Raw genomic sequence first — 26,754 nt, 5'->3', positions numbered from 1 at the left:
GCTGTCGAGCCTAAAATCTGCCGTTTGGACCAGCGAAATGGCCCAAGCACCCCGCTTCGCGCGTTCTCCTGGGTCGTGCGACCAGAACAGAATCCATTTACCCATCCATCCATGCCGTCAGGCTCGTAATCTAGAGCAGCCTGACGGCATAATCTTGTCACTCTTATAAAGCTAAGGGGCGCTACGAATGGTTGAAAACACCCTCACCTGGGTTTTACTGGCGGGTTACTGCGGATTTTTGCTCTACCTGGTGCGCCAGACGACTCCCGATCGCGTCAGTCCGCCGGAGTTTTTTGAGGGCCAGTCGAGCACTGGGCAGGCACCGGGCCTGGGGCTGCTGGTGGCTAGCGCCGCTATTTCCTGGATTTTTGCCAAATCGATCGACAACGCCGCCAGTTTGGGGCAGGCCTTTGGGGTGCTGGGCGGTTTTGGCTACGCCATCTACTACCTGAGCTTTGTAACGGCGGCGATCGCGCTCTACTTTCTGCGTACGCGGGGCGGCTACCGCTCGATACCAGAATTTTTGGTCAGCAAGTACGGCAAGGTTTGCTCGCGGCTGTTTTTGGTTGCGATCGCCATTCGCCTGCTCAACGAAGTGTGGTCTAACACCAAGGTATTTTCGCTCTACTTCGGCCCCGAGGGCAGCACCGGGTACTGGCTGGCGGCGGCTGTCGTCACCCTGTTTACCGTGTACTACACCCTGCTGGGTGGTCTGCGCAGCAGTCTGCTCACCGACGGGGCGCAAATGGTGCTGGCTGCCGTACTGCTGGTGGTCATTTTGGCCACCGTTGGCCCTGGCCTAGTCCGCGAGGGGCTGCCCGTAACCGATGCCGACACCCGCCGCGCCGCGCTCACCTTCTGCGGCCTGGCCTTTGTGCAAATTTTTAGCTATCCCTTCCACGATCCGGTGATGACCGATCGCGCCTTCATCACCGGGCCGCGCACCATGTTCAAGGGCTTTATCTGGGCAGGCATTGTCAGCGGCGGCTTTATCTTTTTGTTTAGCAGCGTCGGTCTGTACGCCCGCGCCGTGGGGGCCGAGGGGTCGCCCAGTCTGACCGTACCGGCGCTGTTTGGTCTGCCGATGCTGCTGGTGTTCAACGCCATCATGCTGACCAGCGCGGGCTCAACCCTAGACTCCACCTTTTCCAGCACCGCTAAGGTGGGGGCGCGCGACTGGTTTCACCGCAAGGGTGCCCCCACCGAGGGGCAGGCCCGCATTGGCCGCTGGTGGATTATTGCGATCGCGCTGCTGGGCAACGTGCCTTTGCTGAGCATCTACATGGGCGATCGGGTGGGTCCGGCGATTATTTTGGCGACCACCATCAGCGGCACTATGGTGATGGGGCTGGCCCCAATCTTTTTGCTGGCCTTTTTGCCCAGGGCCGGGGCGCTCAGCTTTCACCTGGCCTTCTGGCCAGGCATTTTGCTCGGCGTGCTGCGGGTGGCCGAAAACGTCATCGGCGCTTCCATTTTTCCGGCCTGGGTGAGCCTGGGCAGCGGCAAGTACGCCGTCGATCTGGGTGTCAATATCTACGGGCTGCTGCTGTGCACCGCTGGCTACCTGCTAGGAGCCTGGTTGGGCCGTCCCAGCTCCAAAGCATCCAAAGTGCTGCCCGAAGCGTAGATCTAATGCGACCCTCTCCAGGTGACGGCGGCGGCTCAGAAACGTCTGGCCGTCGCTTTTTTATGCCTAAGTACCCGCTGGGTACATTCCGGCAGCCGATTTTGCTAACCCTAGCCAGGTCTGACAATATACATACAGTTGCCCTCTGCATACCTCGCCCACCATGCTTGACCAATCCCTCCAGTTCCTCACGCCCGAAGAGTCGGCGGAGGTCGATAAGGCCCTGCTATCGTCCCCAGAGAAATTTTTGGCCCGACTCACTATCTCTACCAGAAAGCTGCTGCAGGTGATCGCCGCCGATATCGGCTCCCCGGTTGAAGCGCTGACAGCGGTACAGATTGTCCAGTGGTTTGAGAAAGACGCCAAGCTCAAGCGCGAGCAGGGGGTGAATGCGTCGGTGCTGAAGTGGGATGCGGAGAATTTGGAGTAGATGGGGGGATGGGAGGCTGAATTTAAGGTTCAAAATTGAGAATTCAAAAGTTTGAACCTTGAACTTTGAATTTTGAACTTCCCCTGCCCCACCCCTCCGCCCGATCGCCGCTGGCTTTCTGTAAACTGGTAAAGACCATCGCAACACCGTAACTAAGGAAGCAGCACGTCATGGGGTTATTTGATCGCGTTAGCCGAGTGGTTCGCTCTAACCTAAATGCGGCGGTGAGTTCGGCTGAAAATCCAGAGAAAATCCTGGATCAGGCCATTATCGACATGCAGGAAGACCTGGTGCAGATGCGCCAGGCGGTGGCGGGCGCGATCGCCAGCCAGAAGCGGGTGCAGCAGCAGTACGACAAGGCGCAAAGCGAAGCCAATACCTGGCAACAGCGAGCCCAGCTGGCCCTGCAAAAGGGCGACGATGACTTGGCCAAGCAGGCCCTGCTGCGCAAGAAAACCCAGGCCGAGACGGCTGTAGCACTCAAGAACCAGCTCGACTCCCAGAGTACGGCGGTCGAACAGCTGAAGCGCAATTTGATTGGCCTGGAGAGTAAGCTATCTGAGGCCAAGACCAAAAAAGACATGCTCAAGGCGCGGGCCAGTGCCGCCAAGGCCAACGAGCAGCTGCAAAACACCACCAGCCGCATGAACACCAGCAGCGCCATGGCCGCCTTCGAGCGCATGGAAGAAAAAGTGCTGCAAATGGAAGCGACCTCCCAGGCGGCGGCAGAACTGGCTGGGGCCGATCTGGAGAGCCAGTTTGCCTCGTTAGAAGCCGGGGGCGACGTCGATCTAGAGCTGGCGGCTATGAAGGCGCAGCTGGCTGGCGGCACCGTAGATCAGGGGCAGCTGCCGCCTGGCGAGACATCCATTCCTGCTACCGAGTCAACGGAAGTCGATGCTGAGCTAGAGGAACTCAGATCTCAGATTGACAAGCTCGACTAGTTCTTTCTGCGGGTCAGGGTTAGAGGCTGCGCTCTCACCTCTGACCCGCCAAGGATGGCTGGGGGCAAGCGCTTGAAGGGGCGTCAGACGCTGGGGCACTCGGCACTGACAAGCATGTGGTCTACGCTAACGGCGCGATCGCGGCCGTGGTTTTTGGCCCAGTAGAGCGCCCTGTCGGCCAGGGTGAGCAGGGTTTGGGGGGTTTCACCGTGGTGCGGGAAGCTGGCCACTCCCAGCGAAATTGTCAGCGGCGGCAGCACCTGACCGTTAAACGAATTAGTGATGTACTTCACCGCCCGCCGAATTTTTTCGGCTCGCTTCAGGGCTACCTCCGGGGTCGTATCGAGCAGCACCATGCAAAATTCTTCACCGCCGTAGCGGTAAACAATATCCTGGGTGCGCACGTGGCCCCGCAGCAGCACACCAATATTTTGGAGCACGGTATCGCCCGCCTGATGGCCATAGGTATCGTTAATCGCTTTGAAGTGGTCGATGTCGATCAAAATGACGCTGATATTTTGCTGCCGATTGCCAGGGTGGCACAGGCTGTTGAGGACCGTCTCGGCATGGCGGCGATTGAGCAGCCCCGTGAGCGGGTCTTTCGCCGCCTGATCCTGCAAGTCTTCGAGCAGCAGCAGCCGCTGCATGACAAACAAAATCTGCTCCGAGAGCTTTTTCAGCAGCGCCGTCTGGACCGTGGTAAACGGTTCTGAATCGAGCTGCACCAGCTGCACAATACAGGTCGTGTCGTTGACCATGCCCAGCACTATGCATTTTGTCGTCTGGGTTGGGCAGTGACTCACCTGGCACTGACGGCATTCCTGGCTAATGCCAGGCTGCTGGTCTAATAGATGCACTTGAGAATAGCAGCACTGCTCTTCGACGACCGCCAGCGGTTTGGCCTCGCCCCACTCGGTCAGCACCGTAAAGGTTTCAGGCGGGCTAGAAAACAGCACCAGCCGACCCGACTGATGCGGAAAAAAGTAGGGCAGGTAGGTGGCCAGCAGCTGGCCCAGCTGCGGGTACGACAGACAGGCCTGGAGCTGAGCCACCATGTCTACCAGGCGCGGATGCCCCTGATGCAGGCGATCGGAGGTAGGACTGGTAGGGCTCAGCGCCACCACCTGCGACATAAAATCGAGGCGGTCGGGCGGGGCGATCGCGTCTACCGCTGAATGGGGCTCAGGCTGAGGGCCGATGGGCTGGGCCATCGTCAGGCACAGCAGCAGCTGCTGTGCGAGGTACTGGAGGGTTTTAATCTGCACCTCGCTCAGGCTGGCTACGGCCAGCCCAGGCACATAGATGGTGAGCTGATATCGGGTATGGGTACTGTGCAGATGCCCTACCAGTACGGTATCTTCACTGCCCTCAGACCGGCTGTAGGTGCTTAACGAAAGCTGTTTGCCGTCGAGCGTAGCCCCTTTCACCGGCTGACTCGACAACACCTCGCGCAAAATAGGGACCGGCAGATGGCCGTAGTTCATCACGCCGCCGTGCCGCCAGTCGTTGCCTACCTGCACCGTCAGTGCCAGCTGAGGGGCCGCCAGGGTGAGCGACGTGAGCTTCAGAAAATTACATAGAGCTGGGTAGGCATCTCCTAAAGACTGGGGCTGAACTCGGTTCATAGCAGGGAAAACCCCCACACCTAAAGGGCATTGACAAAGACTACAGCGAGCTTTGATATAGGGTGCGCTTAGAAGGCGGGCAACCACCTCGGGCAGGGTGAAGCGAGATAATCTGTTACACTCCGGCGGCCGCTGAGCGCACGGTGCGGCAAGGCTGAAACATACAATGGTTTTATAATGGTTGTCTCTATCAGTGTGCCCCGATTAGCTGAGTTGTAATTAGCGCTATTTCGCTCAAGGCCAGACTGATCTCTCACCCCAGCACTATGCAAATTGCCCAACGCATGAGGCCTCTACAGGCCAACGTATTTGCCGATATGGATCGGGCCAAGGCTGCCGCTCGGGCTGCCGGTAAAGCCATTGTCGACCTGTCGCTGGGGTCATCAGATTTGCTGACCCCGCCCCACGTGCTGGAGGCGATCGCGGCCGCCCTGCCCGACCCCAGCACCCACGGCTACTGCCTGTTTTCGGGCACCCAAGACTTTCGTCGGGCGGCGGCGCGCTGGTACACCGACAAGTTTGGCGTATCGGTTGACCCCGAAACCGAGGTACTGCTGCTGATCGGCTCTCAGGAGGGCACCGCCCACCTGCCCCTGGCCATTCTGAACCCAGGCGACTTTGCCCTGCTGATGGACCCCGGCTACCCCTCCCACGCCGGGGGCGTATACCTGGCCAATGGCCAAATTTACCCCATGCCCCTGCTGGCCGAAAACGGCTTTTTGCCCCGGTTTGAAGACATTCCGACGGCGGTGCTGGAGCAGTCGCGGCTGATGGTGCTGAGCTACCCCCACAATCCGACCACCGCTACGGCCTCTTTGGAGTTTTGGCAGGAGGCTGTTGCCTTTTGCCAGCGGCACAACCTGGTGCTTGCCCACGACTTTCCCTACGTTGACCTGACGTTTACGGGCAAACCAGCGGTTTCGGCGCTGCAGGCCGACCCCGACAAGACCTGCACCATTGAGTTTTTTACTATGTCGAAGTCGTACAGCATGGGCGGCTTTCGGGTGGGCTATGCGATCGGCAACGCAGAGCTGATCACCGCCCTGCGTCAGGTCAAGGCCAGCATTGATTTTAATCAGTATCCGGGCATTCAGCGGGGGGCGATCGCGGCTCTCAGCGGCCCCCAAGACACTGTCCACCACATGATTGCCACCTTTCGCCAGCGCCGCGATGCGGCGGTAGCAGCCCTGGAGCGCGTGGGCTGGGCGGTACCCATACCCGAGGCCACCATGTACATTTGGGCCAGACTGCCCGATCGCTTTGCCCACGACTCCCAGGCATTCTGCCTGCGCCTGGTTGAGCAAACCGGCGTGGCGCTGGCCCCCGGTGTTGGGTTTGGCAAAGCGGGTGAGGGCTACGTGCGCATCGCCCTGGTGCATCCGCCCGAGGTGCTGGAATCTGCGATTGAAAAGATTGCGGCTTTTCTCTGAGCGTATTCATCTAAAGACCGTATGGTTTGCTGCTCCCTGACCCGCCCTCGCTGCGGTGTAAACCTCAAATTGGCCTCAGTGGAACCTGCTCAGCTAGGTTTCGGCAATTGCCTAGGTCCGGCTATGCCGGGGGGGAGCTGCGGCCAGAACGCTTTGAGTAAAATGAAACATTGGTCTACGGTGAGAAAATTCAATAGACTCTATATACCGCTGATAAAGACAAATTGAGCAGGGTGCATTTGATATAAGCATTGGGTTAAATTGCCCGAGCTTAATTAATGCTGAGTCACGCCATTATCTAGTATCCAGGGTGCAACTCATTGGAGTATGAGAACAGCGACCTGTTCTCATATCTCTAGTCTCCAGATCAGGATCCAAGGGTTAATGGTGACATCTCCATCCAGCGCCGCTGATGGTCGGCATCGTATCGTTGTCGTAGAAGACGACAGTGCCAACCGATTGTTTTTTGCCGACTACTTAACCTTCTCGGGGTTTACGGTGCTGGCCTTGCCCCACGGGCTAGACCTCGAACAGCAGCTCAAAGAGTTTCAGCCCGATCTGCTGCTGCTTGACCTGGGGCTACCCGAAATTGACGGCTACATGCTGCTCAAACAGGTGCGATCGTCGACAATGTGGCAGCGGTTGCCCGTCATTGTTGTGTCGGGCTATGCCTTTGCCGAAGACCAGCACCGCGCCCTGGCCCTGGGGGCACAAAAGTACCTGGTCAAGCCCGTGCCTCTGCACCAGCTGACCCAGGCGGTACAAGCGGTTTTGCGGTTGTCTAGCGATGAGGCAGAGTAGATAGTAGATAGACTTCGCCGTCGCCCTGAACTGTCTCTTCAAACCAAGTCGATCAAGTTTGTTGATCAGATCTTATGCAGGATTTGGCCTTTACCCCTGCGGCTGGAGCATTGGTATAGTATGGTTAAAACCCCAGTTTCTTCGTCGCTGCTTTAAAGGCATGACTTTTATTTTGGCCAAAAAACCGGGGTTCTGTACCGACGTTCTACGACAAACTGCCACCGCCCGAATCAGGACGCTGCTCGGCCAAAAAGCGCTCTACGTCTCGGCTTAAAATTTGCACAGCTTCGCCAATGTCAGCGATAGTATGCTCTAGCTGAGACGATACCACCATCGCCGACTGTAGCCGATTGAGAATATCTTTAATTTGCTCTCGGTAGCGTACTTCAAACTCTTGAGGGTTCATGTAGGTAGGGTCTTGTGACAGTAATGATCAGGAACGTGATGTAATATTAATTACACTAAGAGCGAAGGTTTTTCCGGAATCAGTTGCCGAAAAAACCAAACTTTACAGTTCTAGATCAATGATGCCCAACGGAATTTAGCGTATCAATCTACTCTAAAAGGCTGCGCATAAATGCTGAGGTTGGCCGAGGAGATTGGACGTTACCCCAACATATCACTCCTGTTTTGTCGTGAAAACCCGTCCAACCAGCAGAATCTTGTTGGGCGGGTTTGCCGTTATCCTGGTTAGTACAAAGGTTTAGACGCGCTGCCTGTGACTACGGTTCAGCCCCCCACCCTGGTTAACGACCCCGATCGCCTAGAGGCGCGGCTCAAAGAGATCCCCAAAGAGCCGGGGGTCTACTTTATGAAAGACAGCCGCGACCAGATTCTCTACATCGGCAAGTCGAAGTGTTTGCGCACGCGGGTCAGGTCGTACTTTCGCGATTTTCACGGCCACATGCCGCGCATTGCGGTGATGGTGATGCAGATTGTCGATATTGAGTTTATCGTCACCGACACCGAGGCCGAGGCCCTGGCTCTTGAGGCCAACTTAATCAAGCAGAACCAGCCCCACTTCAACGTGCTGCTGAAGGATGACAAGAAGTACCCCTACCTCTGCGTCACCTGGTCGGAAGACTACCCGCGCATTTTTATCACCCGCAAGCGGCGCAAGAGTCTGAAGGATCGCTACTACGGCCCCTACGTGGATGTGGGCCTGCTGCGCAGCACCCTGAACCTGGTGAAGCGAATATTCCCGCTGCGGCAGCGACCCCAGCCTGTGCACCGCGATCGCCCCTGCCTTAACTACGACATTGGCCGCTGCCCCGGCGTCTGCCAACAGCTGATTTCGCCGGAGGACTACCACAAGACCCTGCAGCGGGTGGTGATGGTGTTCCAGGGCCGCACTACGGAGCTGGTAGATATTCTCACCGCTCAGATGGAGCGGGCGGCAGAGGATTTGAAGTTTGAGGTGGCGGCCCGGCTGCGCGATCAGATTCGCGGGCTAGAGCGGCTGTGCGCCGACCAGAAGGTGGCCCTGCCGGATGACACCGTGTCGCGGGATGCGATCGCCCTGGCCGCCGACGACAAGTACGCCTGCGTGCAAATCTTTCAGGTGCGAGCGGGCAGGCTGGTGGGCCGTCTGGGCTTTACCGCCGATGCCGAGTCGGGCACCCCCGGCGAGATTTTGCAGCGGGTGCTCGAAGATCACTACCAGACCGTCGAGGCGGTCGAGATTCCGGCGGTGATTTTGGCTCAGCACGAGCTGCCGGAGAGCGAGATCTTGACCGACTACCTGAGCCAGCGTCGCAACCGCAAGGTGTCGGTGGAGGTGCCCCAGCGCCAGACCAAGGCCGACCTGATTGAGATGGTGGAGCGCAACGCCCAGTACGAACTGGCCCGCACCCAGGCCGCCGCCGATCGCAACGTTCAGGCCCTGCAAGACCTGGCGATCGCCCTCGACCTGCCCGACCTGCCCAAGCGCATCGAGGGCTACGACATTTCCCACATCCAGGGGTCTGATGCGGTGGCCTCCCAGGTGGTGTTTGTCGACGGCATGCCCGCCAAGCAGCACTATCGCCACTACAAGATCAAAAACCCCGAGGTGAAACCGGGCCACTCCGATGACTTCGCCAGTATGGCCGAGGTGATTCGCCGCCGCTTTCGCCGCTACGCCACCGACCCCACCAAGCAGCGCCTGGGCAACCCCGACTGGCCCGACCTGGTGATGATCGACGGCGGCAAGGGGCAGCTCTCGGCGGTGGTAGAGGTGCTGAAAGAACTCAACCTGCTCCAGGAGATCAACGTGGTCAGCCTGGCTAAAAAGCGCGAGGAGATTTTTCTCCCCGGTGAGTCGATTCCCCTGGCTACCGAGGCTGACCAGCCGGGGGTGCAGCTGCTGCGCCGTCTGCGCGACGAGGCCCACCGCTTTGCGATCGGCTTTCACCGCAAGAAGCGCACCGATCGAATGCGGCGATCGCGCCTCTCCGAGATCCCCGGCCTGGGTCAGCACCGCCAGAAGGAACTGCTGGCGGCGTTTCGATCGATCGACTACATTCGCGAGGCGAGTACCGAGCAGCTAGCCACCGTACCGGGCATTGGGCCGCAGCTGGCCCAGCAGATCTATGAGTACTTTCATCCTCAGCCAGAGGAATTCCAAACCGAGGAACTCCAGACGGAGGAAGTGGAGGAGATGGCTTGAGCATAGGGGTGAGGTGGGCATTGCCCACCCTACTGTGATCCCTGAGCGATCGCTCTAACCGCCTGCGGTATTGACCAGCAGCACGCCCTGGCTGTCGCGCAGCTCGAAGGAGCGCAGGTCGTCGGGCTGCGACCCCAGATCTAGCCCTGGCGTGGTCAGGGCCACTTGCCAGGCGGCCATATCGAGCTGGAGCCAGTCGCCCAGGTTCACCGTCATCGGTGTGCCGCCCATGTGGGCCACCATCACCACCTCCTGGGGCGGCTGGTGGTCGGCGGCCTGGGGCTGAATGCGGTAGCCGTAGAAAATGGTGCGCTCGTCGTCGCTGATGCGGTTGAAGCGATCGCGGCCAATCAGGTTCTCCCGCAGCCAGGGGCGCTGCCGCCGAAACTCCCGCAGGGCCATGCCAAAGTAGCCGCGATCGGGGTTGGCTTGCTCAAAGTAGTGGGCCACGTTGCAAATGTCGTGGCCGTCTTCCATAAAGGCCATGGCAAACTGCTTCAGCTTGGGCACGTCAAGGGTGGCCAAAAACCGGGGCAGGCTGGGCTGGTTCAGCTCTTCGAGGGCGGGCACTTCACACACCGTGCTGTCGGCTCCATCGCCCAGGCAGTGCTGGCAGATCTGGGCCACCTCTTCCAGGTTGTAGTCGGTTTCGACCATGGCCTCCCGCAGGGCGTTGGCAAAACCCTTGAGCTGATCCAGAGTTTCAAACCCCAGCGATTTGAGCTGGGGAAAGGCGTGGGGCTGCAGGTACAGCTCGGGCTCGATTTCCCAGTCTAAAAAGCCCACCTCTTCGGAGACCACCTTGACGCCGTAGCGATCGTCGGTGTTGCGAAAGAAGCCCCAGGGCGTCTCCAGACTGGCGTTGAGAAAATCCATCGGCAGGCCGGGGCTAAAGCCGTGCACCCACAGCAGCGTGGCCGAGTTGTTGTAGGCCCGGTTGAGGGCCTCGGGCAGGGTTTTGCCCAGGTTCCAGTTGATGTCGGCGTCGAGGTCGATCTGGTTGCCCCGGCGCACGGTGTCGTGGTTGCCGCAGCCGGTAATCCAGTGGTCGCCCTGGAAAATCACCTCGCACACCCGCCGCCACTTGCGGTCCCAAAAGCCCTTCAGGGTGGGGGTGTTGTGGGCAAAAATCAGCGGCCCCCACTGAAACGAGCCGGGCTTGGCCTCGATCAGCTCGCGGTAGGTTGATTTTTCTTCCCAACCCGCCTCGGGCCAGGGGCGACCATCCTCAAAAATGGTGAACATGCGCCGCCGGTAGCCCTGGATATCCTGCACTACGTCGCTCATGGCCAGCAGGTACACATCGTCCTGCTCGACCCGTCCGCTGAGGGGGTTAAAGAAGCGAAAATCCTGGCCGCCATCGACGCGAATGCCGTCGGCTCCGGTGTTGATTTTGCGCCGCTGCATCTCCAGCAAAATGGCCCGCACCTGGGGCAGCTGGTGGTTGAGGTCCTGGCCGTACATGTTGGGGCCTTTAAAGAACTGCTGGGTAAGCAGCTCAATGCCCTGGTTGTCGGCGTGACCATAGACCAGGTCGTAGATCAGCTGAATCGGCCCCGCCGAGAAGGTGTGCAGAGTGGCAATAAACTCCACAATTTCGTCGGGGCGCAGGCTGCCCAGTACGCTAGGGTTGGTGGCGGCTGAGCCCAAAATGGGCACGTCGTAGCCCCAGTTTTGGGTGTTGGGCTGGCGCAGGGTCACAGTCAAGCCAGCGCTGGCGGCTTCGCTGTCGATATCGTCTTCGTTGCTGTCTTCGACAATGGCAAAGAACTCGTGCTCGATATTGGTGTCTTCGCGGCGATACTCAATGGTGGGCTCGACCGGCAGCAGCTGCACCGCGTCGTAGCCGGTATAGGCGGCCTCGGCGGGGGTGAGGTCTTCGCCAGCGGCCAGCTTGTCAGAAATGCGCTGGTAAATGCGGGTCAACCCCTCCAGGCTGCCCTCGGCAGAGGCCGTTTTGACGTGGATTTGCAGAATGTTGGTGGGGGCGGGCACGCGGGGAATTTCGGGGTCGATGCCGCCCTTGGGGGCTGCGCTGCGGGCCAGGTAGCCCAGATCGGCCCGCCGCTGCTGCAGCCGCCGCAGGTCGTACACTTCGGCGGGGGCAAACACCCCGTAGGGCAGCGAGTAGGCCAGCGGGTCGCGAATGTAGTTGAGCCGCCCTTCGGCATCAATGTAGCGCAGCCAGTAGAAGCTGCCGGCGCGATCGCGCCCCCCCGGCTTCACCCCCGCCACTACGGCCCAGACAAACTCGCCCTGCTGCATGACCGGCAGGCGATCGCGCTGAAACCGCAGCGTCTGCTGGGGGGCGCGAAAGTCGATCGGCTGCAGCGGCGTGAGAATCTCTAGCTCCAGGGTGCGCTCCGACTGAATAATGTCGGCGACTAGCTCCGGGGTCCAAAAGCCGAACTCGGTCAGCCCATCGCGGCGGTAGTGGGCACCTAGCCGCCGAGCCAGGCGCTGGCCCCGCTGGAAATAGGTATCATCCGAATGGCCTACGGACGATGCCCAGTCGAGTACCGTTTGGGTTTCATCTTCGACTAGGTAAACCAGGGGCTGGAGGGCGGGTTGAACTACGGGGGGCAGAGTGGGGGCAGAGTCTTTGACGGTCACGGTAGGTCTACACGCTGTGGACGACGCTTTGGCTGCCGTTAGTCTAACAAGCGGCCTTCCCAGCCCGATCGCCTGCGGCCCAAGTTCATCTAATTTATATCCAAGGGTAGAGCCCAATAGCTGCCCCAGGCAGGCGGCTAAGAGCAGATGAACCTGTATTGACGGTTTTATGGGTTAGCCCACCTATCGCGATACCGGGTCAACTCTGACCTCTACCGAGGTGGGGTTGCCCTGGGTGATCACCGCGAACCGGCTGGTGTTGATAAAGCGCAGATCTCCATCGACCAGTATGCGGGCCTGCACCGCGTAGCTCAGGCGGGGGTCGATTTGATCGGGGTTGTACACCAGCTCAAAGGGAAGCGGCACCTGGCGGTCGCCAAACACCATGCTTTGAGACGCCAGGGTAACGGCTGGGGCATCGGCTCGGCTGACATCCAGCAGGCTGACTTCCAGCACGGCGTTGGGCGGCATGGCAATGCGGGGCAGGTAGGTGACGCTGCCGGTCACGCTGGCGGAGTTGGTTTGCACGGTATCGTTGACCTCAAAGGTTTGGCTGCCATCGGGGGCAAGGCTGACGCGTACGGCGGGCTGATTTTGCGCGGTTGAGCCGGACGTTGCAAAGGCAATACCCTCTACCGAACTGACCGCGATCGCCCGAACGCCGTTTAGCTCCTGCTGCCCGCTGGCTTTGTTAAACAGGTTGATATAGGGCAGGCCGTCGCGGGTAAACACCCGCACCGCATAGGTCGGCGTCTGCGAAAATACGACAGTGCCGTCGGGCACCCCAGCCCGCTCGGGGCTGGGCAGCTGGGCCAGCTCGCTGAGGCTGCCGCCATCGACCACAAAGCTGCGGTTGATCACTTCTGTCTGGGTCAGCTGGGCCACATTGATGCGCTGGTTTGCAATGGTGGTGGGGCCGTTGAGCAGAATGCGATCGCCCAGGGCGATGGGCGGTAGTGCCCGAGCCTCCCCGTCAATATCCATCACCGCCGCCAGGTAGGTGACTAGGTTGGTGCCGCCCCCCTGATTGACGCCAAAGAACACAGCGGCATCGTCGTTGCCGTCGCCGTCGATATCGCCAAAGGCCATCCAGTTGGGCTCGCTGGCCAGGCTCACCACCAGCTCGCCAGGGCGGTTGTACCCACCATTTTCGAGCGTCACAGTTTCAAAGGTGGGCTCAGAGCCAAAGCCCAGGGGCACGATGTAGGTGCCGTTTTGCAGCGTGCTCCAGCGATCGCACCAGGCCTGCTTCTCGGGGGTAAATACTTCGCGGGTGAGGCAGTTGTACGGCTCGGGCTGGGCCTGCGCCACAGCCTGACCACCCGCCAAAATCCCGCTGCCCAGAGTAATAGCCATCAGATCAGCCCCCACCAGCGCAGACAACATTCGCTTGTTCATGGTCAATCTCACACCTAAAGTTCAGCCGGGGAATCGCGGCTCTTGCAGCGGCGCAGCTTAAAAACGCTGCATAGCTCTCCCCTGAGTCCTTTAGCAATTTATCAACGAACTATAAGGAAGCTATACAGGGTTACGGTTTTGGCAACGGGCGGCGATCGCGCCACCAGGCGACAAGTTTAGGATTGTTAACCCACGTACTTTGGGGTTTGTTAGATACTCAAAGAATCGCGCCAAGTCGGCTCCCTAAAGAGTTTTGGAGAACCCATGATGCAGATAAACCCTAGTCTCAAGCGGCTGTGGTTGATGATTGCAGCGGCCACTGTGCTGATCGCCCTGGTGGTTTATCTGGGCGTGGTGCCCGTGGTGAAGGGGCAGCCGGTTTTCTTAAAAACAGTGGAATCACACTGGCTGAGGGATGGGCTGCTGCCCCAGGGCGCGATCGCAGAACAGGCGGTCAGCGGCGGCATGAGCCGGGGCGGCTCGTTTAGTCGACCCGCGCCAGCGCCATCGGCCCCGCGTAGCCTGCCTCCCAGTGGCGGCTATGGGGGTGGCTACGGCGGTGGTTATGGCGGCTATGGCGGCGGCTACGGCTACCGCTCGGCCCCCGGCCCGGTGATTGTGCCCTACCCCACCTACACTCCGGCTCCGGTCTACGTTGATACCGGCGACGATGGCGGCGGCGAGCTGTTCTTCGTCATTGTGGTGCTGGGGTTCATTCTGCTGCCCATCGTTTTCAGCTATTTGCAGGGCAGCCGCCGGGGAGACAGCCCCGCAGCGCCGGGCAGCCAGAGCGAATTGCTCAACGATATTGTCACCGTGACGCGCCTCCAGGTGGCGCTGCTGGCCGGAGCGAGAGAGCTACAGCGTGACCTCGATCGCATTGCTCTAGAGGCCGACCTCACCACCTCGGCTGGGCTGGCCGCCCAGCTACGTGCCACCGTACTGGCCCTGCTGCGCCACCCCGACTACTGGACCCACGTGCGGGCCGAGTCGCAAACCGTCGCCGGGCGCGAGAAAGCATCAGAATTGTTTGAGCGTCTGTCGATTCAAGAGCGCAGTAAGTTTGCGGTTGAAACGCTAATCAACGTGGGCGGCGAGGTGCAGCGGCGTGCCATGCCCACTGCACCCAGCGATGAGGTGGCCTCGCACATTGTGGTGACGCTGCTGCTGGGCACGGCGGACGATCGCCCCCTGTTTAAGTCCGTCAGCTCGGTGGCCGATCTCAGGGCTGTCTTGCAGCGCTTGGGCTCGATTTCGCCCGCCTACCTGCTGGTCTACGAACTGCTGTGGACGCCCCAAGACCCCAGCGACAGCCTCAGCGCCGATGAGCTAATTGCCCACTACCCCGACCTGGTGACGCTGTAGTGTCTAAGTGATGGTAGGTTTTAGCAGATGAATGAAGCCTGCCTGCTCGAAGTGATGATCTGTAGTGAGCGCAGTCTGAATCTCTCGTTGCTGCATCAGAATAAATGAGCTGCAATCAACCAAAGACCAATTTTTGTCAGGCCTAGCTTTGCAGAGGTTCCAGGCAGCCGAATCTATAGCGGGATCGATGTGGATAAGGTCTAGGTAGGGGGTAGCTTTGATGGTGTCGATGATGGTGAAGATGTGCGATCTTGGCACTCGCATGGGACTTTGCAAAAGAGACACCAGCTCTGCCAAGACATAGTTGCTGGTTACGATCGCAGCACGATTTTGGCGCATGGCTTGAAAAGCTGCAACTGCCTCTAGATAATAAGGTTGCCGTTTATCAAAGGTATTGGCCCAGCCAGAGGTATCAATAAAAATGCTATTCATCGGAATGCATTTCGTCGTAGATGGCTTTGCCGATGTAGTAGTCGTGGCGATCGGCAGCATCGGGCACGTCAGAACTGATGGAACCGAACAACGCCATTAGTGGGTCAGGTTGTTCTTCTGTCTCTGGAATTAAGTTTTGAGTGAGGAGTTTTACAATCAGCTCTTCGGTAGATTGGTTGGCCTGGGCAGCGGTTTGAGCTAAGGCTTGCTCAAGAGCATCTGGCAAAGTGATGGTCAGGGTTTTGGTCATGATTGTCGTTTCGGTAAGGAGTTTTGAGTCTGCTTAGTTTGATGACGGTTACTTCACATCTTCGCTGACGCCTTCGAGAAATGCGATCGCCCCTTTGCCTGTCATTGAATGATGTTCTTGCTAGCCACACTGCCATAGAAAGGTAACTTGGTCTTTGTGCGTAGGGCATTGCAGGACATAGCCCGTTCCCATATCGCCCCACAGATAGGGAATGTTGTCATCGGATACAAGCTGAAAGATGAGCTGATTCATCTGCTGCTGGCAGATCGGGCAATCGGGATACTCAACATCTTGTACCCAGTTGGGCCAGCCTGCCAGCTTGTCTCTGTGATGATACAGGCCAGAATCGTGCATAAAGACAAAATCATCATGCTCGAAGTCAATTCCCTGGTCTAGGATCTCTTCATAGTCGGGATAGTCATTAACTCTTTGCCAATCGACAATTAGCCTCGCCGGAAATTCTTCTCTGCGCAACATGGAGAGGTTGTAAACCGTTTCAGGAATTTCAAAAACCGCAGGTGTTTCAGTGGGTTGTATGATTCGAACTAACTGGTTTTCTGCAAACGGCATATAGCCCAAACAGTCGTCCTCACAGCTTTTATGCTCTATATGTTTGGCGTTGCCTGTTAAAAGATTTCCGTAGGTGAAAGTTTTGGAAGGAATAGGATGGTCGTGCTCTATTCGAGTTTCGTAGGTGCAGTAGAAAAACTGTAGAATACCTGCGCCAAAGTTTTGATTGAGTTCTTCAGGAATGTCTTGCAGGTTCACTTGAAAGAAGAACCGCATAGGATTGCCGCAGTTGGGGCAAGTTGGCCAGCTTTCGTCGGCATTTAACCAGGGCTTGCCGCCAAACTTAGAGCGGTTCATATCGCCATCGCCCTGCTGTACGACTGGTATCCAGCCGGGGCGCTTTAAGTGCTGAATAGCCTGTTCTATGCGTGCTAAGGCGGGGTCTAATGTGCCATCGGGCATAGTGCAGCCGGAGAGGTTAGCACCTTTTAGATCTGCATCTACAAGGGTTGCGTCCGCCAAATTTGCTTGAATTAGACGAGCGTATCGCAACCTTGCCCGGTTTAAATTTGCTCCTGATAAATTTGCGTGACGTAAATCTGAGCCTGATAGATCAGCACCCTCTAAGTTTGCATTACTTAGATTTGCACTGGTTAAATCCACAGAGCTTAAGTAGGCTTCTCTTAAGTCAGCGCCACTTAGATTAATTTGCTTAAGAACTTTAGAGCCGTGCAGATGGATACCTCTAAAGTCGCGTTCTCCGGCCTGGTAACGCTTTACGACATCAGCCACTCTTTCAGAAATGTCTGTAAGGAAGCAGCTCCCGCTTGAAATAGCCTTGAGTGTCTCTGGAGGAATGCCTTTTTCGTACAGCATCCGGCTTGTCTCTGACGAGATGCCGAATTCAGAGAGTGTTCGCTCAAATTCTGGCGGCAGATTGGATGAGTCTGTCATGGCTAAAAGGCTTGGTGTAAGAGATCATCGGCGCAGCCTAGTTACAAATTCAAATGTACCACTGAAATTTTGAGGGGCAAACCGTAGAGGGCTGGCGTTGAAAATCTGAAGCAATTCGCGCAGCCTCTCCACAAGAATCATCGCTATCTATGCCGAGGCCGGGGCTGGCTAAGGTGGAATCCCCAATCACTATGGTACTTGCAGAGCGTTTGGGAGGTTTAGATCTCGCTGCAACGATATGTCCTAGGGCTGCGATCGCATATCACCGAGCCGCAATACTATGTCACTGAGCTGCATTGGCATATCACCGAGCCGCATTGGCATATCATCGCCCTGCAATGGCATGTCAAAGGGCTGCATTGGCATGTCAAAGGGCTGCATTGGCATGTCATTGCCCTGCATTGGTATGTCATCAAGTGGCGATCGCAATCGCAGCCCTTGCATTAACAATCGCAGGCATAACAACGGCGATCGCCCCAACCATTACCGCCCCCTTCACCCGGCCTATTAAAGGATGATTACAACTGAAGAGCATCTCCGGCGGCAGCCCCTAAGCTGAAGGGGACTCGTTCAGTGTTCGCCATGACTCAGCCCGTCGCCGACATCACCACTGCCGTTGCCCTGCTGCAAACCTACGCTGCCGGGCGGCGCGACTTCGCCAACCTGGTGCTCTCCGCCGTAGACCTGGCCGGGGTAGACCTCAAGGGGGCAGACCTCAGCTATGCCGACCTCAGCGGCAGCGACCTAACTGGGTCCAATCTGCGCGGAGTAGACCTGAGCTACGCCAACCTATCCGAGGCCAACCTAACCGGGGCCGACCTGCGCGGAGCAATGCTGATTGGCACCAATCTGCGCACAGCAACTCTCACCGGGGCTGTGCTGACTGCCGCTGACTACGATCCTCACGACACCCATTTTCCCGAAGGGTTTGACCCAGTGCAGGCGGGGTTGAAAAGCGATCGCTAGTACCGCTACGCGGAGTTCAAAGGGCAAAATTCAAAATGGAAAAACCCTGAGGATGTCAGCGTTTCAAGCTTCCTGAACAAGCGACATTCAATTACGGCCTGCCCCTATCCAGCGATGATGGGGCTGAGCCGTAAAGGAGCGATCGCCCCGCACCCGTACCAACCCTTTCGGTTCACTCGCCATCGCAGTACGGGAGGGAAGTTCGCCACCGCAGTAGGGTTCCTACGACTGGAGGAGAAAGCGACCCTGGCGCACTATAGAAACTGTACAGAGTGAAAGCGCAAATGCTTGACCTGACTCACTTCAACAGTTTGAAAAGGCAAGTACCAGGAGGATCAAAATCCATGATTATTCGTCGCTATCTAGACCCCATCACCGAAATCAACGCCATTCGTCGTCAAATCAATGACGTGTTTGGCGAACTGACTACCGAAGCCCTCAGCAAAGCCGACTGGGCTCCGGCGGTGCGTATGGTAGACCAGGGCAACGAGTTTGTGCTCACCACCCATCTGGCCGGGGTAAACGCCGCCGATCTCGATGTGCAGGTGAGTGCTGATGTGGTGTCGATCTCCGGCACCCGCAACCAGCCCGCAGCTCCTGCCGATGGCACCAAAGTGCTCTACGACGACACCCGCTACGGCAGCTTCCACCGCCTGGTGAACCTGCCCGATGCTGTGCAGAACGACAAGGTCGTGGCTAACTTTGCCAACGGCGTGCTGACCCTGACCCTGCCCAAGGTGGTCGAGGCCCGCAACAAAGTGGTCAAAATTGACCTGGGCAGCACCGAAGCTCCTGCCATCGAAGCAGGCGAAGCCTAAGCGTTGAGCAGAGGTGTCTCTGCGCTAAGGGTTGACGATCAACGGTTGACATTTGAGAGCAAGTCATGATGACGCGGGGAGGCATCGCCTCCCCTTTTTTTATCGCTGCGAAAATCCTGAATCCTGAATCCAAAACCTCTTTAGGGCTGGGGTTTTTCGACGTCGGCATCGCCCACTGTAAAGGTGAATGACATGGGGTTGTCAACCCGCTTTGAGGCATGACGCAGCTCTAGCCCAACAATTAGCCCATCTTCGTCGTAGTCGAGAATCAGGTTGGGAGAAACGCGGGCGGTTTCGTCTACGTCGCGCTGGTTAAAGGCAATTTGCAGGATGTCGCGATCGGGGTCGTAGGTAATCTGCATAGGGCGAAGGCGAGGGGCAACAGGGGCGTGGGGTGTTATGACAGGTCAGGTGATAGCCGCCATCATAAAGTGTTTCGGCTCCGATGGCTTACCCCAGGGGTTTACCCCTTGGCCACCGGCACCGCCCTGGGGCTACGGCTGCTAAACCATCGCGGCCAAACCAGCACCCGCAGCAGCAGCCAGATCGATCGCAGTTCACCGGGGCTGTTCCAGCGCTTCCACTGGCCGGGGCGACAGAACAGGGTGGTGACCAGGGCGCGGTAGCTGGCCGGGGCCAGGGGGCCAAACTGCACCCGCAGGTGAGGAAACTCGCCTTTGTCGTTGTTCTTATAGCTAATGGCGGTGATGATGCCCTCCAGGGCGATCGCATCTTCGGCAATCTCTAGATCGACCGTCATGCCCACGCTGAGGGGCTGGGCGGCAGAGATCTGCTGGGTAAGAGATAGTTCTACTCCAACCTCAGACATCGCGGTGGTGATGCCCCACCAGGTTTTAGGCATTGACCCTGCGGAGAAGACGGCGTCTGGGCCACCGACCGGCTTTGGGGGCGCACTGCCCGATTCGGGTCGCAGGGTGCGAGGCGTTAGCTTGATCACCCGGCGCAGATCAAACCACACGTGGGCGTCGGGGCGGGGCACATCCAGCAAAATCAGCAGCGCCACGGCGATCATGGCCAGGTTGTAGGCGCTCCACACCCAGCCCAGGGCCAGCCCCCGCGAGGTGATGTCGTAGGCCGCATCGCTGCCCCAGCCCGCCATCAGGCACAGGCCCAGGTTTCGCCACAGGCTGATGGCAGTCAGCCCAAACAGCAGCACCAGCGGCCAGCCCAGCTTCCAGTTGAACTGAAACCGCTGGCTGGAGGTGCCCTTGGGCGTGACCTGAAACCCCCGCGAAAAGGGGTTGATCATGGCCTGCACCACGGTAGCCGCCAGCGGAAACACCAGCACCAGCGAGTAGATGTCTGAGAGCAGGGCAGAACGCGATCGCTCATTCAGCCAGGCAAACACCGTCAGCTGCACCAGGTAGTAGGGCACAAAGTAGTAGAGCAGTTCCCGCGCCGTCGCCTGAATTGGTATAACGTTCAGAAACGAGTAGGCCAGCGGCATCAGCAAAAAGCCGATGCGGGGAATGCTGCTAAACCAGTGCAGCAGCCCCTCCAGGTGACCCAGCCGCTGCATGGGGGTGAGCCCAGGAATGGTCAGCGGGTTGGAGTCAATGAAAAAGGCTTGCAGGGTGCCCCTGGCCCAGCGCAGCCGCTGGGTGGCGTGGGCGGCAATATCTTCGGCGGCGAGGCCCGCGCTGAGCTTTTCGTCCAGGTAAATCACATCGTTGCCCTGGGCGGCCAGGCGCACCGAGGTAAAGTAGTCTTCGCTCAGCGACTCGGTGACAAAGCCGCCGCTGGCCTCCAGGGCGCTGCGCCGAGCTACAAACGAGGTGCCCGAGCACACCACGCTGCCCACGCCGTCGCGCATGGGTTGAATCTGGCGATAAAACACCTCTTCTTCGGGCGTCAGCACACCCTCCAGGCCCAGGTTGCGGGCGATCGGGTCGGCGTTGTAGAAGCTCTGGGGGGTCTGCACCAGGCCCACTTTAGCCTGCTGAAAAAAGCCCACCGTGCGGCAGAGAAAATTGCGGGTGGGCACAAAGTCGGCATCGAAGGAGGCGATCAGTTCGCCCTGGGTTTGCTCGATGGCGTGGTTGAGGTTGCCCGCCTTGGCGTGGTGGTTGCTGGAACGAGTAATGTAGCGGCAGCCCAGTTCGCTGGCCAGGGCTTTGATCTCGGGGCGGCGGGTGTCGTCGAGCAGGTAGACGGTTTTGCGCGGGTAGGTCATGGCCTGACAGCCAATGATGGTGCGGCGCAAGATAAAGGCCGGTTCGTCGTAGGTGGGAATAAACACGTCCACCCAGGGCTGATAGCTGCCGCTGATCACATCCTGCTCGAACTGGTCGGCCTGGGGTCTGCGATCGCGCACCCGCAGCAGCAGCAGCAGCTGAATAATGCTGGTGGTGAGGCCAAACAGCTCCATCCCCAGCAGCCCCAGGCTGAGGGTGCCCTCCAGGGGCGAGGCCAGATTGAGCGTCGAAAGGCAGCGCCACACCAGGTAGCGGGTAACCAGGGTGAGCAAAATGCCGATGACAATGCACCGTGACCAGGTTTGGGGCCGGGGCGAAACGCGGGTAATGGCGTAGGCCAGCAGCAGCAGCACCACGGTGGGAGCGATTAGGTACTGGGCCGTCACCATGGGCACTTCTAGCCACATGGGCGGCTGGCCCTGCAATACCTGAAGCTGAGCAAAAATTTTGGTGATGCGTTCCTCGCCAGCAAACCAGGCCAGCACGATCGCCGCCGATAGCCCGACGGTGGCCGCCATAATTAACGTGGCCCAGCGGACGGACGGGCGTGATTTAGCCTGATCGGTCGGCCTGGAAACAGACTTAGATAAAAACGCCATCGTGCTGCTAAACGGTAGAGAGCAAGAAAATCGAGTCTGGGTATCTGCTCTGGCAATGTCGCCGAGCACGCCTGTAGAGATTTTGACGAATGACTCTGAGAGCCGCCTGAGCGACCCTAGCCCAAGCGACCCCCAGTATGAAGGACTGCGGTAGGTTTAAAGCGTACTGAGGGTTACACCGTGACCCCACCTAATGCTTTACGTACCAGCGCCGGGTCTAGATGGCGCTAGGGGGCGATCGCGCCCTTACCGTCACCGCGCTGGGCCGGAGCCAGGGCCTGACGCAGCATCTCGTGGCCAAAGCCGTAACCGCCCCCCACTCGCCGCAGCAGCCCCGCTGCCGCCATAGCCTCAAGCCAGGGGCGAGCGGCTAAAGGCAGGCCCTGACGACCACTCAGCAACAGCCGCACCAGGCCGTGCTGTAGCCCAAACGACAGCCAGAGTACTGCACAGACCAGCCCCGCCCCAATTAGCCGAGCCGAGCTGAGGGGCAGTAGCGCCAGGGGCGACTGGCCGCTGGCCACCGCTGGTAACGCCAGCATGAGCCCCAGCAGCAGGCCCAGCTCAGCCACCAAAATCACCGTATTGCGCAGGGCCAAACGCACGTCCTGGTTAGGAATTAAGCGGCTCTGCATAGTCCCAGGTTGACCGCCGCGCAGCAGCCCAACTAGCCCCAGGCTCCAGCCGATAGTTGCACCTGCGGCCCCGGCCCAGCCAAACCCAGACCCGCCCAGGCCAAAGGGGGTCAGCAATAGCGCTCCGGCGGTGCCCAGCCCCAGCCCCAACACCAGGGCGAGCAGGCCGCAGGTTAAGATCAGGGGCACCAGGCCGCTTAGAGGGGCGATCGCCAGCCCCAGCCGAAAGTAGACAAAAATCTCTAGATCAATCTGAGACAGCATTAGCCCCACGGCCAGCCCCAGCAGCAGGTTGCCGCCCACCAGCCCTATCACCAGAGCAATAGCCAGCCCCAGCAACAGCCGGTACAGCAGCTGGCGGGGTTCGGGCAGCCAGGTGCGCTGCAGATCGTCGAGGTAGAACAACCGCGATCGCGACTCAAGCTGTTGGGCCAGCCAGCCCAGGGTGGCCCGGTGCTGGGCCGAGCTGCCCTGAGCCTGAGCCAGGCGGTCTTCCAGGTAGCGCTGCACCAGGTCGGCCCGGTTGCGAATGGGCGGCTCGGCTGGGTTCGTCATTGCCACCAGCATGGTCAGGTGCAGAGGCAGTCGGGCCAGCTGTTGCAGCACCTTGCTGCCCTTGATCACGGGCCACAGGTCGGGGCAGTTTTGCGCCATCACGTAATCTTTCACCTGCTGCGCCGCCAGCGGAATAATGTGAATGCCGCCGTTGAACTGATCAAAGGTTAGCCCCAGCGACTCCATCACCTGGCGGCGGCAGCAGAGCAGCGCGGTCTGGCTGGGGTTGGTGCGCAGCAGAGCCTCCAGGGCGGCGGCACACTTGCGCTGCTGGGGGGCAGGCAGGTGGTCAAACCCATCGACCAGCAGGGTGAGCTGGGCCTGGTCGACCCAGCTGGCGGCGGTGGGTTTGGCCACCCGGTAGTCGCGCCACAGGGCGGCGATCAGCCATTCGCGCATGGTTTCCCCGGCCCAGGCCGAGACATCGACCAGCACCGGCACCGGCCCGCCGCGCTTGAGCAGCAGATCGCCCACTGCCAGCAGGGTATGGGTTTTGCCCACCCCCGCTTCGCCGACAATCAGCAGGCGACCGTCGATGCCGTCGCGCTGGCACAGGTCTGCGATCGCCCCTACTGAGGTCAGCACCTGATTTTCCTGACGGCCAAACTGCAGCCCCCAGACCCGATAGTTCATCGGAATCTCGCGGCGCGAGGCGACCAGTGGCCACCCCCGGCGATAGGCTGCCAGCTGCTGCCCTACTGCCGCCGCCAGTAGCCGTAGGTCAGCCCCAACGAGGGTTTGGCCAGGAATCAGCGATCGCAGCGAACTGGTAACCATAGCAACAACCCTCGCAGCGGGCCTAGTAACGGGGTACCGATCGATCGACGGTCAGGGCGTAGGCATCGATGCCGCCGGTCACATTCTTGAGCTGGGTAAAGCCCTGCTGGGCCAGCCAGCCGCACATCTGGGCCGAGCGCACGCCGTGGTGGCAGAGCACAATGGTTTCGCGATCGGCCTCGAACCGACCGTGAATCGTACCCGACCAATCGGCAAACGCGCTGAGGGGCAAATTGACAAATCCCGGCAGGCTGGCGGCCTCTACCTCTGCGGGCTCGCGCACATCAATCAGCTGCACCGCCTCGTCGGCCTCGGCCAGGCGCTGGCCCAGCGCCTCAACGCTCAAAGGTTCATAGGGGGCCGGACTGGAGGAAAACGTCATAGGGTCACGGTTAGGAATGGGGGCAATCCGCTAACGCTGCCGGGCAAACCTAGCCAGGCATGCCTAAACTTACGCAACCATAACCCATCGACCCGGAAAGGTGATATACCCAGGGCACGACCTGAAGGGCGAAAAGGAGGCATCCGTTGAAAACCATTGGCCTGATTGGCGGCATGAGCTGGGAGTCGTCGCTTGAGTACTATCGCATTCTCAACCAGACCACCCGTGCCAGGCTGGGGGGGCTGCACTCCGCCAAACTCATCCTGTTTTCAGTCGATTTTGCCGACATGGCGGCCATGCAGCACGACGGCAACTGGGCCGACATTTCAGCAATTTTGGTCGAGGCGGCCCAGCAGCTGCAAATGGCTGGGGCCAGCATGGTGCTGCTGGGCGCCAACACCATGCACCTGTTGGCCAACGATATCGAAGCCCGCATTTCTATTCCTCTGGTGCACATTGCCGATGTGACCGCTGCGGCCATCAAAGCGCAGGGGCTGGGGCGAGTGGGGCTGCTGGGCACCAGGTTCACCATGGAGCAAGACTTCTACCGCCAGCGCTTAATCGATCGCCACGGCCTGGAGGTGTTGATCCCTAGCGACTCTGGCCGGACGATAGTGCATCAAATCATCTACGACGAGCTGTGTCGGGGTCAGTTTAAGCCCGAATCTTGTCAGGCGGTGCTGGCGATCTGCCAAGAACTCGCTGCTGCTGGGGCCGAGGGCGTGATCTTGGGCTGCACTGAGCTAGAGCTGCTGGTGAAGGATGCCGCCGCTGCGGTGCCCCTGTTTCCCACCACCCGCATTCACGCCGAAGCGGCGGTCAACTTAGCCCTAGGCTCGTGAATTTGCTAGCCCCTTATGGGTCTACTTAAGAAATGGATCGTAGCCACTGCCGGAGGTTCGCTTGGGTTTATAAACCGGGCTGCCGGGGCTATGCCAATCTTCCGCCGTAGTGCAAAGCAGAAACCGGGTTTCTGGCGACGGCAAACCTCTCTGATGGACGAGTTTCGGTGCGTTGGCTGGGCGAAGATGCCGTGAGTTTGCCAAGCATGTTGGCCAGCCGAACACACCCTACGGGCCGACCATTAACGCTATCTTATTGGGAGTTTCGTGGCGAATGCCAACCCTTTGACCCCGCCCATGACGGTGATTGCTCCCCTTAAGTGGCTGTCTTTAAAGGCGTTGTCGCCCCAACGGCTGATCGCTCTGGTCGTGCCGCTGGCGCTGGCGACCGTAGTGGGTCTGCTGCTGTGGCACGAGGGCAGAGGTGCCGATGGCACCACCCCCTGGGAGGTGCTTGAAAATATCGTCATCACTCTGATGGGGGAGTACCCCGACAAGCCCAAAAGCCCGGTTGGGCGAGTGCTACAACTGCTGCTGCTGATCTCCGGCACGTTCATCTTTGGGGCGATCAGCGGCAAGATTTCCTCTATTTTTGTCACCCAGGCGCTGCGATCGGAGACTCATGTGAGCGTGTTTAAAGACCACATTATTATCTGCAACTGGAACGACAAGGCGACGGGCATTATCGACCAGCTGATCGAGGGCAACAAGGCTAGCCCGATCGACATTGTGGTGGTGGCGGCCTCGGTGGTCAGCGATCGCGATCGCCTGCCCGAGCGGGTGCACGTTATTCAAGACGACCCCACCCACCACGCTACCCTAGAGCGGCTCTGCGCTCCCCAAGCCAAAGCGGTCATTTTGCTGGCCGACGAAGATACTGAAGCCCCCGACGAAAAAAACGCCCTCATAGCCCTCGCCATCAAGCACCTGGAACGCCTTCCCGGTCAGCAAACAGACATTCACGTGATTGCCGAACTGGTCAACCTCAGCCGCCGTCGCCACTTGCAAGAGGCCGGGGTAGATGAGGTGGCCTCGGCCCGCGACTACAGCGCTGGCATTATGGCTCAGAGCGCCATGTTCAAAAATATGTCGGTGGTCTACCAGCAGCTGCTCACCTACTCTGACGACTCCAACGAGTTTTACTTCATCGACCCAGGCCGCTACCCCAGTGGGTTAGCGGGTAAAACCTTTGCCGAACTGAGCCAGTGGGTCAGCACCTACAGCGCCACTCAAACCGACAATCCGCTGCTGCTGATTGGCGTGCGGCGGGGCAATGGCGAGATTTTGCTCAACCCCAAGCCCCGGTCCTTTGACCGCCTGGCGGCTGACGACGCTCTGGTGGTGATGGCATTTAGAAAGGTCGATCGCATTGATTGACCGGATGGGCGGATTGGCATTGAAAAATCTTTGGTGGCAGCGGTTGAGCGAGGCTAGGGATCCTGTTGTCAAGCCATTTATGAGTCTAAACGCCTATTCATATTACGATCCGTTAAGGTTTGTAGGGGGTGGCGATGAGAGCTGAAATCTCTCGCTATAGACTGGTCAAAGATTAGGAAACCCTTACTGTATAGACCATTTTGACCTACCTTTGAGGGCCATCCTTAAAGCTGTCAAACCCAGTCGTGACCCACATTGGAGTTTTTATTCAATGTCCCATTCTGTCAAAATCTACGATACCTGCATCGGCTGCACCCAGTGCGTGCGCGCTTGCCCCACCGACGTTCTCGAAATGGTGCCCTGGGATGGCTGTAAAGCCGGGCAAATTGCCACTTCCCCTCGTACCGAAGACTGTGTTGGCTGCAAGCGCTGCGAAACCGCCTGCCCCACCGACTTTTTGAGCATTCGGGTCTACCTGGGTGCCGAAACCACCCGCAGCATGGGTCTTGCCTACTAGGGCAAGCTCTCCTGCGCAGCCATAGTTATCGTCATCAAGCTCAA

Annotated in this window: 23 protein-coding genes; 12 read left to right on the top strand and 11 right to left on the bottom strand. The window is 59.0% G+C overall.

All coding sequences use genetic code 11. The features are described from left to right. Nucleotides 1–187 precede the first annotated feature (187 nt). The 3 genes from ACQ4N7_RS12970 to ACQ4N7_RS12960 all read left to right on the top strand — a co-directional run bounded on the left by ACQ4N7_RS12970 (nucleotide 188) and on the right by ACQ4N7_RS12960 (nucleotide 3,001). Nucleotides 188–1,627 carry a Na+/proline symporter gene (locus tag ACQ4N7_RS12970; protein ID WP_430711927.1) on the top strand — a complete coding sequence of 480 codons (1,440 nt, stop codon included), beginning with the start codon at nucleotides 188–190 and terminating at the stop codon, nucleotides 1,625–1,627. Nucleotides 1,628–1,790: 163 nt separating this feature from the next. Further along, on the top strand, nucleotides 1,791–2,057 hold the full coding sequence (locus ACQ4N7_RS12965; RefSeq protein WP_430711926.1) for a hypothetical protein: 267 nt from the start codon (nucleotides 1,791–1,793) through the stop codon (nucleotides 2,055–2,057). Nucleotides 2,058–2,227: 170 nt separating this feature from the next. Next, nucleotides 2,228–3,001 carry a PspA/IM30 family protein gene (locus tag ACQ4N7_RS12960; RefSeq protein ID WP_430711925.1) on the top strand — a complete coding sequence of 258 codons (774 nt, stop codon included), beginning with the start codon at nucleotides 2,228–2,230 and terminating at the stop codon, nucleotides 2,999–3,001. Nucleotides 3,002–3,084: 83 nt separating this feature from the next. Here the strand turns inward: ACQ4N7_RS12960 and ACQ4N7_RS12955 are convergent, their stop codons facing one another. Beyond that, nucleotides 3,085–4,626, bottom strand: a complete 1,542-nt coding sequence (locus ACQ4N7_RS12955; protein WP_430711924.1) for a GGDEF domain-containing protein — start codon at nucleotides 4,624–4,626, stop codon at nucleotides 3,085–3,087. Between the two features lie 266 nt (nucleotides 4,627–4,892). Between ACQ4N7_RS12955 and ACQ4N7_RS12950 the strand changes: the two genes are divergently transcribed. Then, the gene (locus tag ACQ4N7_RS12950; RefSeq protein ID WP_430711923.1) at nucleotides 4,893–6,056 is read left to right on the top strand and encodes an LL-diaminopimelate aminotransferase; all 1,164 of its coding nucleotides are present in this window, start codon (nucleotides 4,893–4,895) and stop codon (nucleotides 6,054–6,056) included. Between the two features lie 384 nt (nucleotides 6,057–6,440). Then, nucleotides 6,441–6,857, top strand: a complete 417-nt coding sequence (locus tag ACQ4N7_RS12945; RefSeq protein WP_430711922.1) for a response regulator — start codon at nucleotides 6,441–6,443, stop codon at nucleotides 6,855–6,857. Between the two features lie 205 nt (nucleotides 6,858–7,062). Here the strand turns inward: ACQ4N7_RS12945 and ACQ4N7_RS12940 are convergent, their stop codons facing one another. Further along, on the bottom strand, nucleotides 7,063–7,263 hold the full coding sequence (locus ACQ4N7_RS12940; RefSeq protein WP_430711921.1) for a hypothetical protein: 201 nt from the start codon (nucleotides 7,261–7,263) through the stop codon (nucleotides 7,063–7,065). Between the two features lie 312 nt (nucleotides 7,264–7,575). On the opposite strand from ACQ4N7_RS12940, the gene uvrC reads away from it, so the two are divergent. Further along, the gene (gene uvrC, locus ACQ4N7_RS12935) at nucleotides 7,576–9,504 is read left to right on the top strand and encodes an excinuclease ABC subunit UvrC (protein WP_430711920.1); all 1,929 of its coding nucleotides are present in this window, start codon (nucleotides 7,576–7,578) and stop codon (nucleotides 9,502–9,504) included. Nucleotides 9,505–9,558: 54 nt separating this feature from the next. Here uvrC and gghA read toward each other — a convergent pair whose 3' ends face one another. Next, on the bottom strand, nucleotides 9,559–12,090 hold the full coding sequence (gene gghA, locus ACQ4N7_RS12930) for a glucosylglycerol hydrolase (protein ID WP_430712000.1): 2,532 nt from the start codon (nucleotides 12,088–12,090) through the stop codon (nucleotides 9,559–9,561). 210 nt (nucleotides 12,091–12,300) lie between these two features. Next, nucleotides 12,301–13,515, bottom strand: a complete 1,215-nt coding sequence (locus tag ACQ4N7_RS12925) for a YbaY family lipoprotein (RefSeq protein ID WP_430711919.1) — start codon at nucleotides 13,513–13,515, stop codon at nucleotides 12,301–12,303. Nucleotides 13,516–13,782: 267 nt separating this feature from the next. On the opposite strand from ACQ4N7_RS12925, the gene ACQ4N7_RS12920 reads away from it, so the two are divergent. Further along, a complete protein-coding gene (locus ACQ4N7_RS12920) occupies nucleotides 13,783–14,880 on the top strand; it encodes a DUF1517 domain-containing protein (RefSeq protein WP_430711918.1) in 1,098 nt (365 codons plus the stop codon). A 3-nt stretch (nucleotides 14,881–14,883) separates the two neighbouring features. Here ACQ4N7_RS12920 and ACQ4N7_RS12915 read toward each other — a convergent pair whose 3' ends face one another. From ACQ4N7_RS12915 to ACQ4N7_RS12905, 3 genes are all read right to left on the bottom strand, one after another. Further along, on the bottom strand, nucleotides 14,884–15,312 hold the full coding sequence (locus tag ACQ4N7_RS12915) for a type II toxin-antitoxin system VapC family toxin (RefSeq protein WP_430711917.1): 429 nt from the start codon (nucleotides 15,310–15,312) through the stop codon (nucleotides 14,884–14,886). Beyond that, nucleotides 15,305–15,562 (bottom strand): hypothetical protein, encoded by a 258-nt coding sequence (locus ACQ4N7_RS12910; RefSeq protein WP_430711916.1) that lies wholly within the window; start codon nucleotides 15,560–15,562, stop codon nucleotides 15,305–15,307. The genes ACQ4N7_RS12915 and ACQ4N7_RS12910 overlap by 8 nt, the downstream gene beginning before the upstream one ends. Before the next feature lie 120 nt (nucleotides 15,563–15,682). Further along, the gene (locus ACQ4N7_RS12905; RefSeq protein ID WP_430711915.1) at nucleotides 15,683–17,026 is read right to left on the bottom strand and encodes a pentapeptide repeat-containing protein; all 1,344 of its coding nucleotides are present in this window, start codon (nucleotides 17,024–17,026) and stop codon (nucleotides 15,683–15,685) included. A gap of 582 nt (nucleotides 17,027–17,608) precedes the next feature. Here ACQ4N7_RS12905 and ACQ4N7_RS12900 point away from each other — a divergent pair. Together ACQ4N7_RS12900 and ACQ4N7_RS12895 are read left to right on the top strand one after the other, a co-directional pair. After that, the gene (locus ACQ4N7_RS12900) at nucleotides 17,609–17,992 is read left to right on the top strand and encodes a pentapeptide repeat-containing protein (RefSeq protein WP_430711914.1); all 384 of its coding nucleotides are present in this window, start codon (nucleotides 17,609–17,611) and stop codon (nucleotides 17,990–17,992) included. 344 nt (nucleotides 17,993–18,336) lie between these two features. After that, the gene (locus ACQ4N7_RS12895; RefSeq protein ID WP_430711913.1) at nucleotides 18,337–18,810 is read left to right on the top strand and encodes an Hsp20/alpha crystallin family protein; all 474 of its coding nucleotides are present in this window, start codon (nucleotides 18,337–18,339) and stop codon (nucleotides 18,808–18,810) included. 140 nt (nucleotides 18,811–18,950) lie between these two features. On the opposite strand, the gene ACQ4N7_RS12890 is transcribed toward ACQ4N7_RS12895, so the two are convergent. The 4 genes from ACQ4N7_RS12890 to ACQ4N7_RS12875 all read right to left on the bottom strand — a co-directional run bounded on the left by ACQ4N7_RS12890 (nucleotide 18,951) and on the right by ACQ4N7_RS12875 (nucleotide 23,974). Further along, nucleotides 18,951–19,172, bottom strand: a complete 222-nt coding sequence (locus ACQ4N7_RS12890; RefSeq protein ID WP_430711912.1) for a DUF2283 domain-containing protein — start codon at nucleotides 19,170–19,172, stop codon at nucleotides 18,951–18,953. A 101-nt stretch (nucleotides 19,173–19,273) separates the two neighbouring features. After that, complete coding sequence (locus tag ACQ4N7_RS12885) at nucleotides 19,274–21,625, bottom strand: glycosyltransferase (RefSeq protein WP_430711911.1); 2,352 nt, start codon at nucleotides 21,623–21,625, stop codon at nucleotides 19,274–19,276. Nucleotides 21,626–21,852: 227 nt separating this feature from the next. Then, nucleotides 21,853–23,592: an NACHT domain-containing protein gene (locus ACQ4N7_RS12880; protein WP_430711910.1), complete on the bottom strand. Its 1,740-nt coding sequence runs from the start codon at nucleotides 23,590–23,592 to the stop codon at nucleotides 21,853–21,855. Nucleotides 23,593–23,614: 22 nt separating this feature from the next. Beyond that, on the bottom strand, nucleotides 23,615–23,974 hold the full coding sequence (locus ACQ4N7_RS12875) for a rhodanese-like domain-containing protein (RefSeq protein WP_430711909.1): 360 nt from the start codon (nucleotides 23,972–23,974) through the stop codon (nucleotides 23,615–23,617). A gap of 146 nt (nucleotides 23,975–24,120) precedes the next feature. On the opposite strand from ACQ4N7_RS12875, the gene ACQ4N7_RS12870 reads away from it, so the two are divergent. From ACQ4N7_RS12870 to psaC, 3 genes are all read left to right on the top strand, one after another. After that, on the top strand, nucleotides 24,121–24,816 hold the full coding sequence (locus tag ACQ4N7_RS12870; RefSeq protein WP_430711908.1) for an aspartate/glutamate racemase family protein: 696 nt from the start codon (nucleotides 24,121–24,123) through the stop codon (nucleotides 24,814–24,816). A 297-nt stretch (nucleotides 24,817–25,113) separates the two neighbouring features. After that, nucleotides 25,114–26,193 carry an NAD-binding protein gene (locus ACQ4N7_RS12865; RefSeq protein ID WP_430711907.1) on the top strand — a complete coding sequence of 360 codons (1,080 nt, stop codon included), beginning with the start codon at nucleotides 25,114–25,116 and terminating at the stop codon, nucleotides 26,191–26,193. Between the two features lie 271 nt (nucleotides 26,194–26,464). Next, nucleotides 26,465–26,710 (top strand): photosystem I iron-sulfur center protein PsaC, encoded by a 246-nt coding sequence (psaC, locus tag ACQ4N7_RS12860; RefSeq protein WP_430711906.1) that lies wholly within the window; start codon nucleotides 26,465–26,467, stop codon nucleotides 26,708–26,710. The last annotated feature ends 44 nt before the right edge of the window (nucleotides 26,711–26,754 follow it).

This window comes from Nodosilinea sp. AN01ver1 (genome assembly GCF_050565655.1).
Lineage (GTDB): Bacteria > Cyanobacteriota > Cyanobacteriia > Phormidesmidales > Phormidesmidaceae > Nodosilinea.
This window is presented reverse-complemented; position numbering and strand designations above follow the sequence as displayed.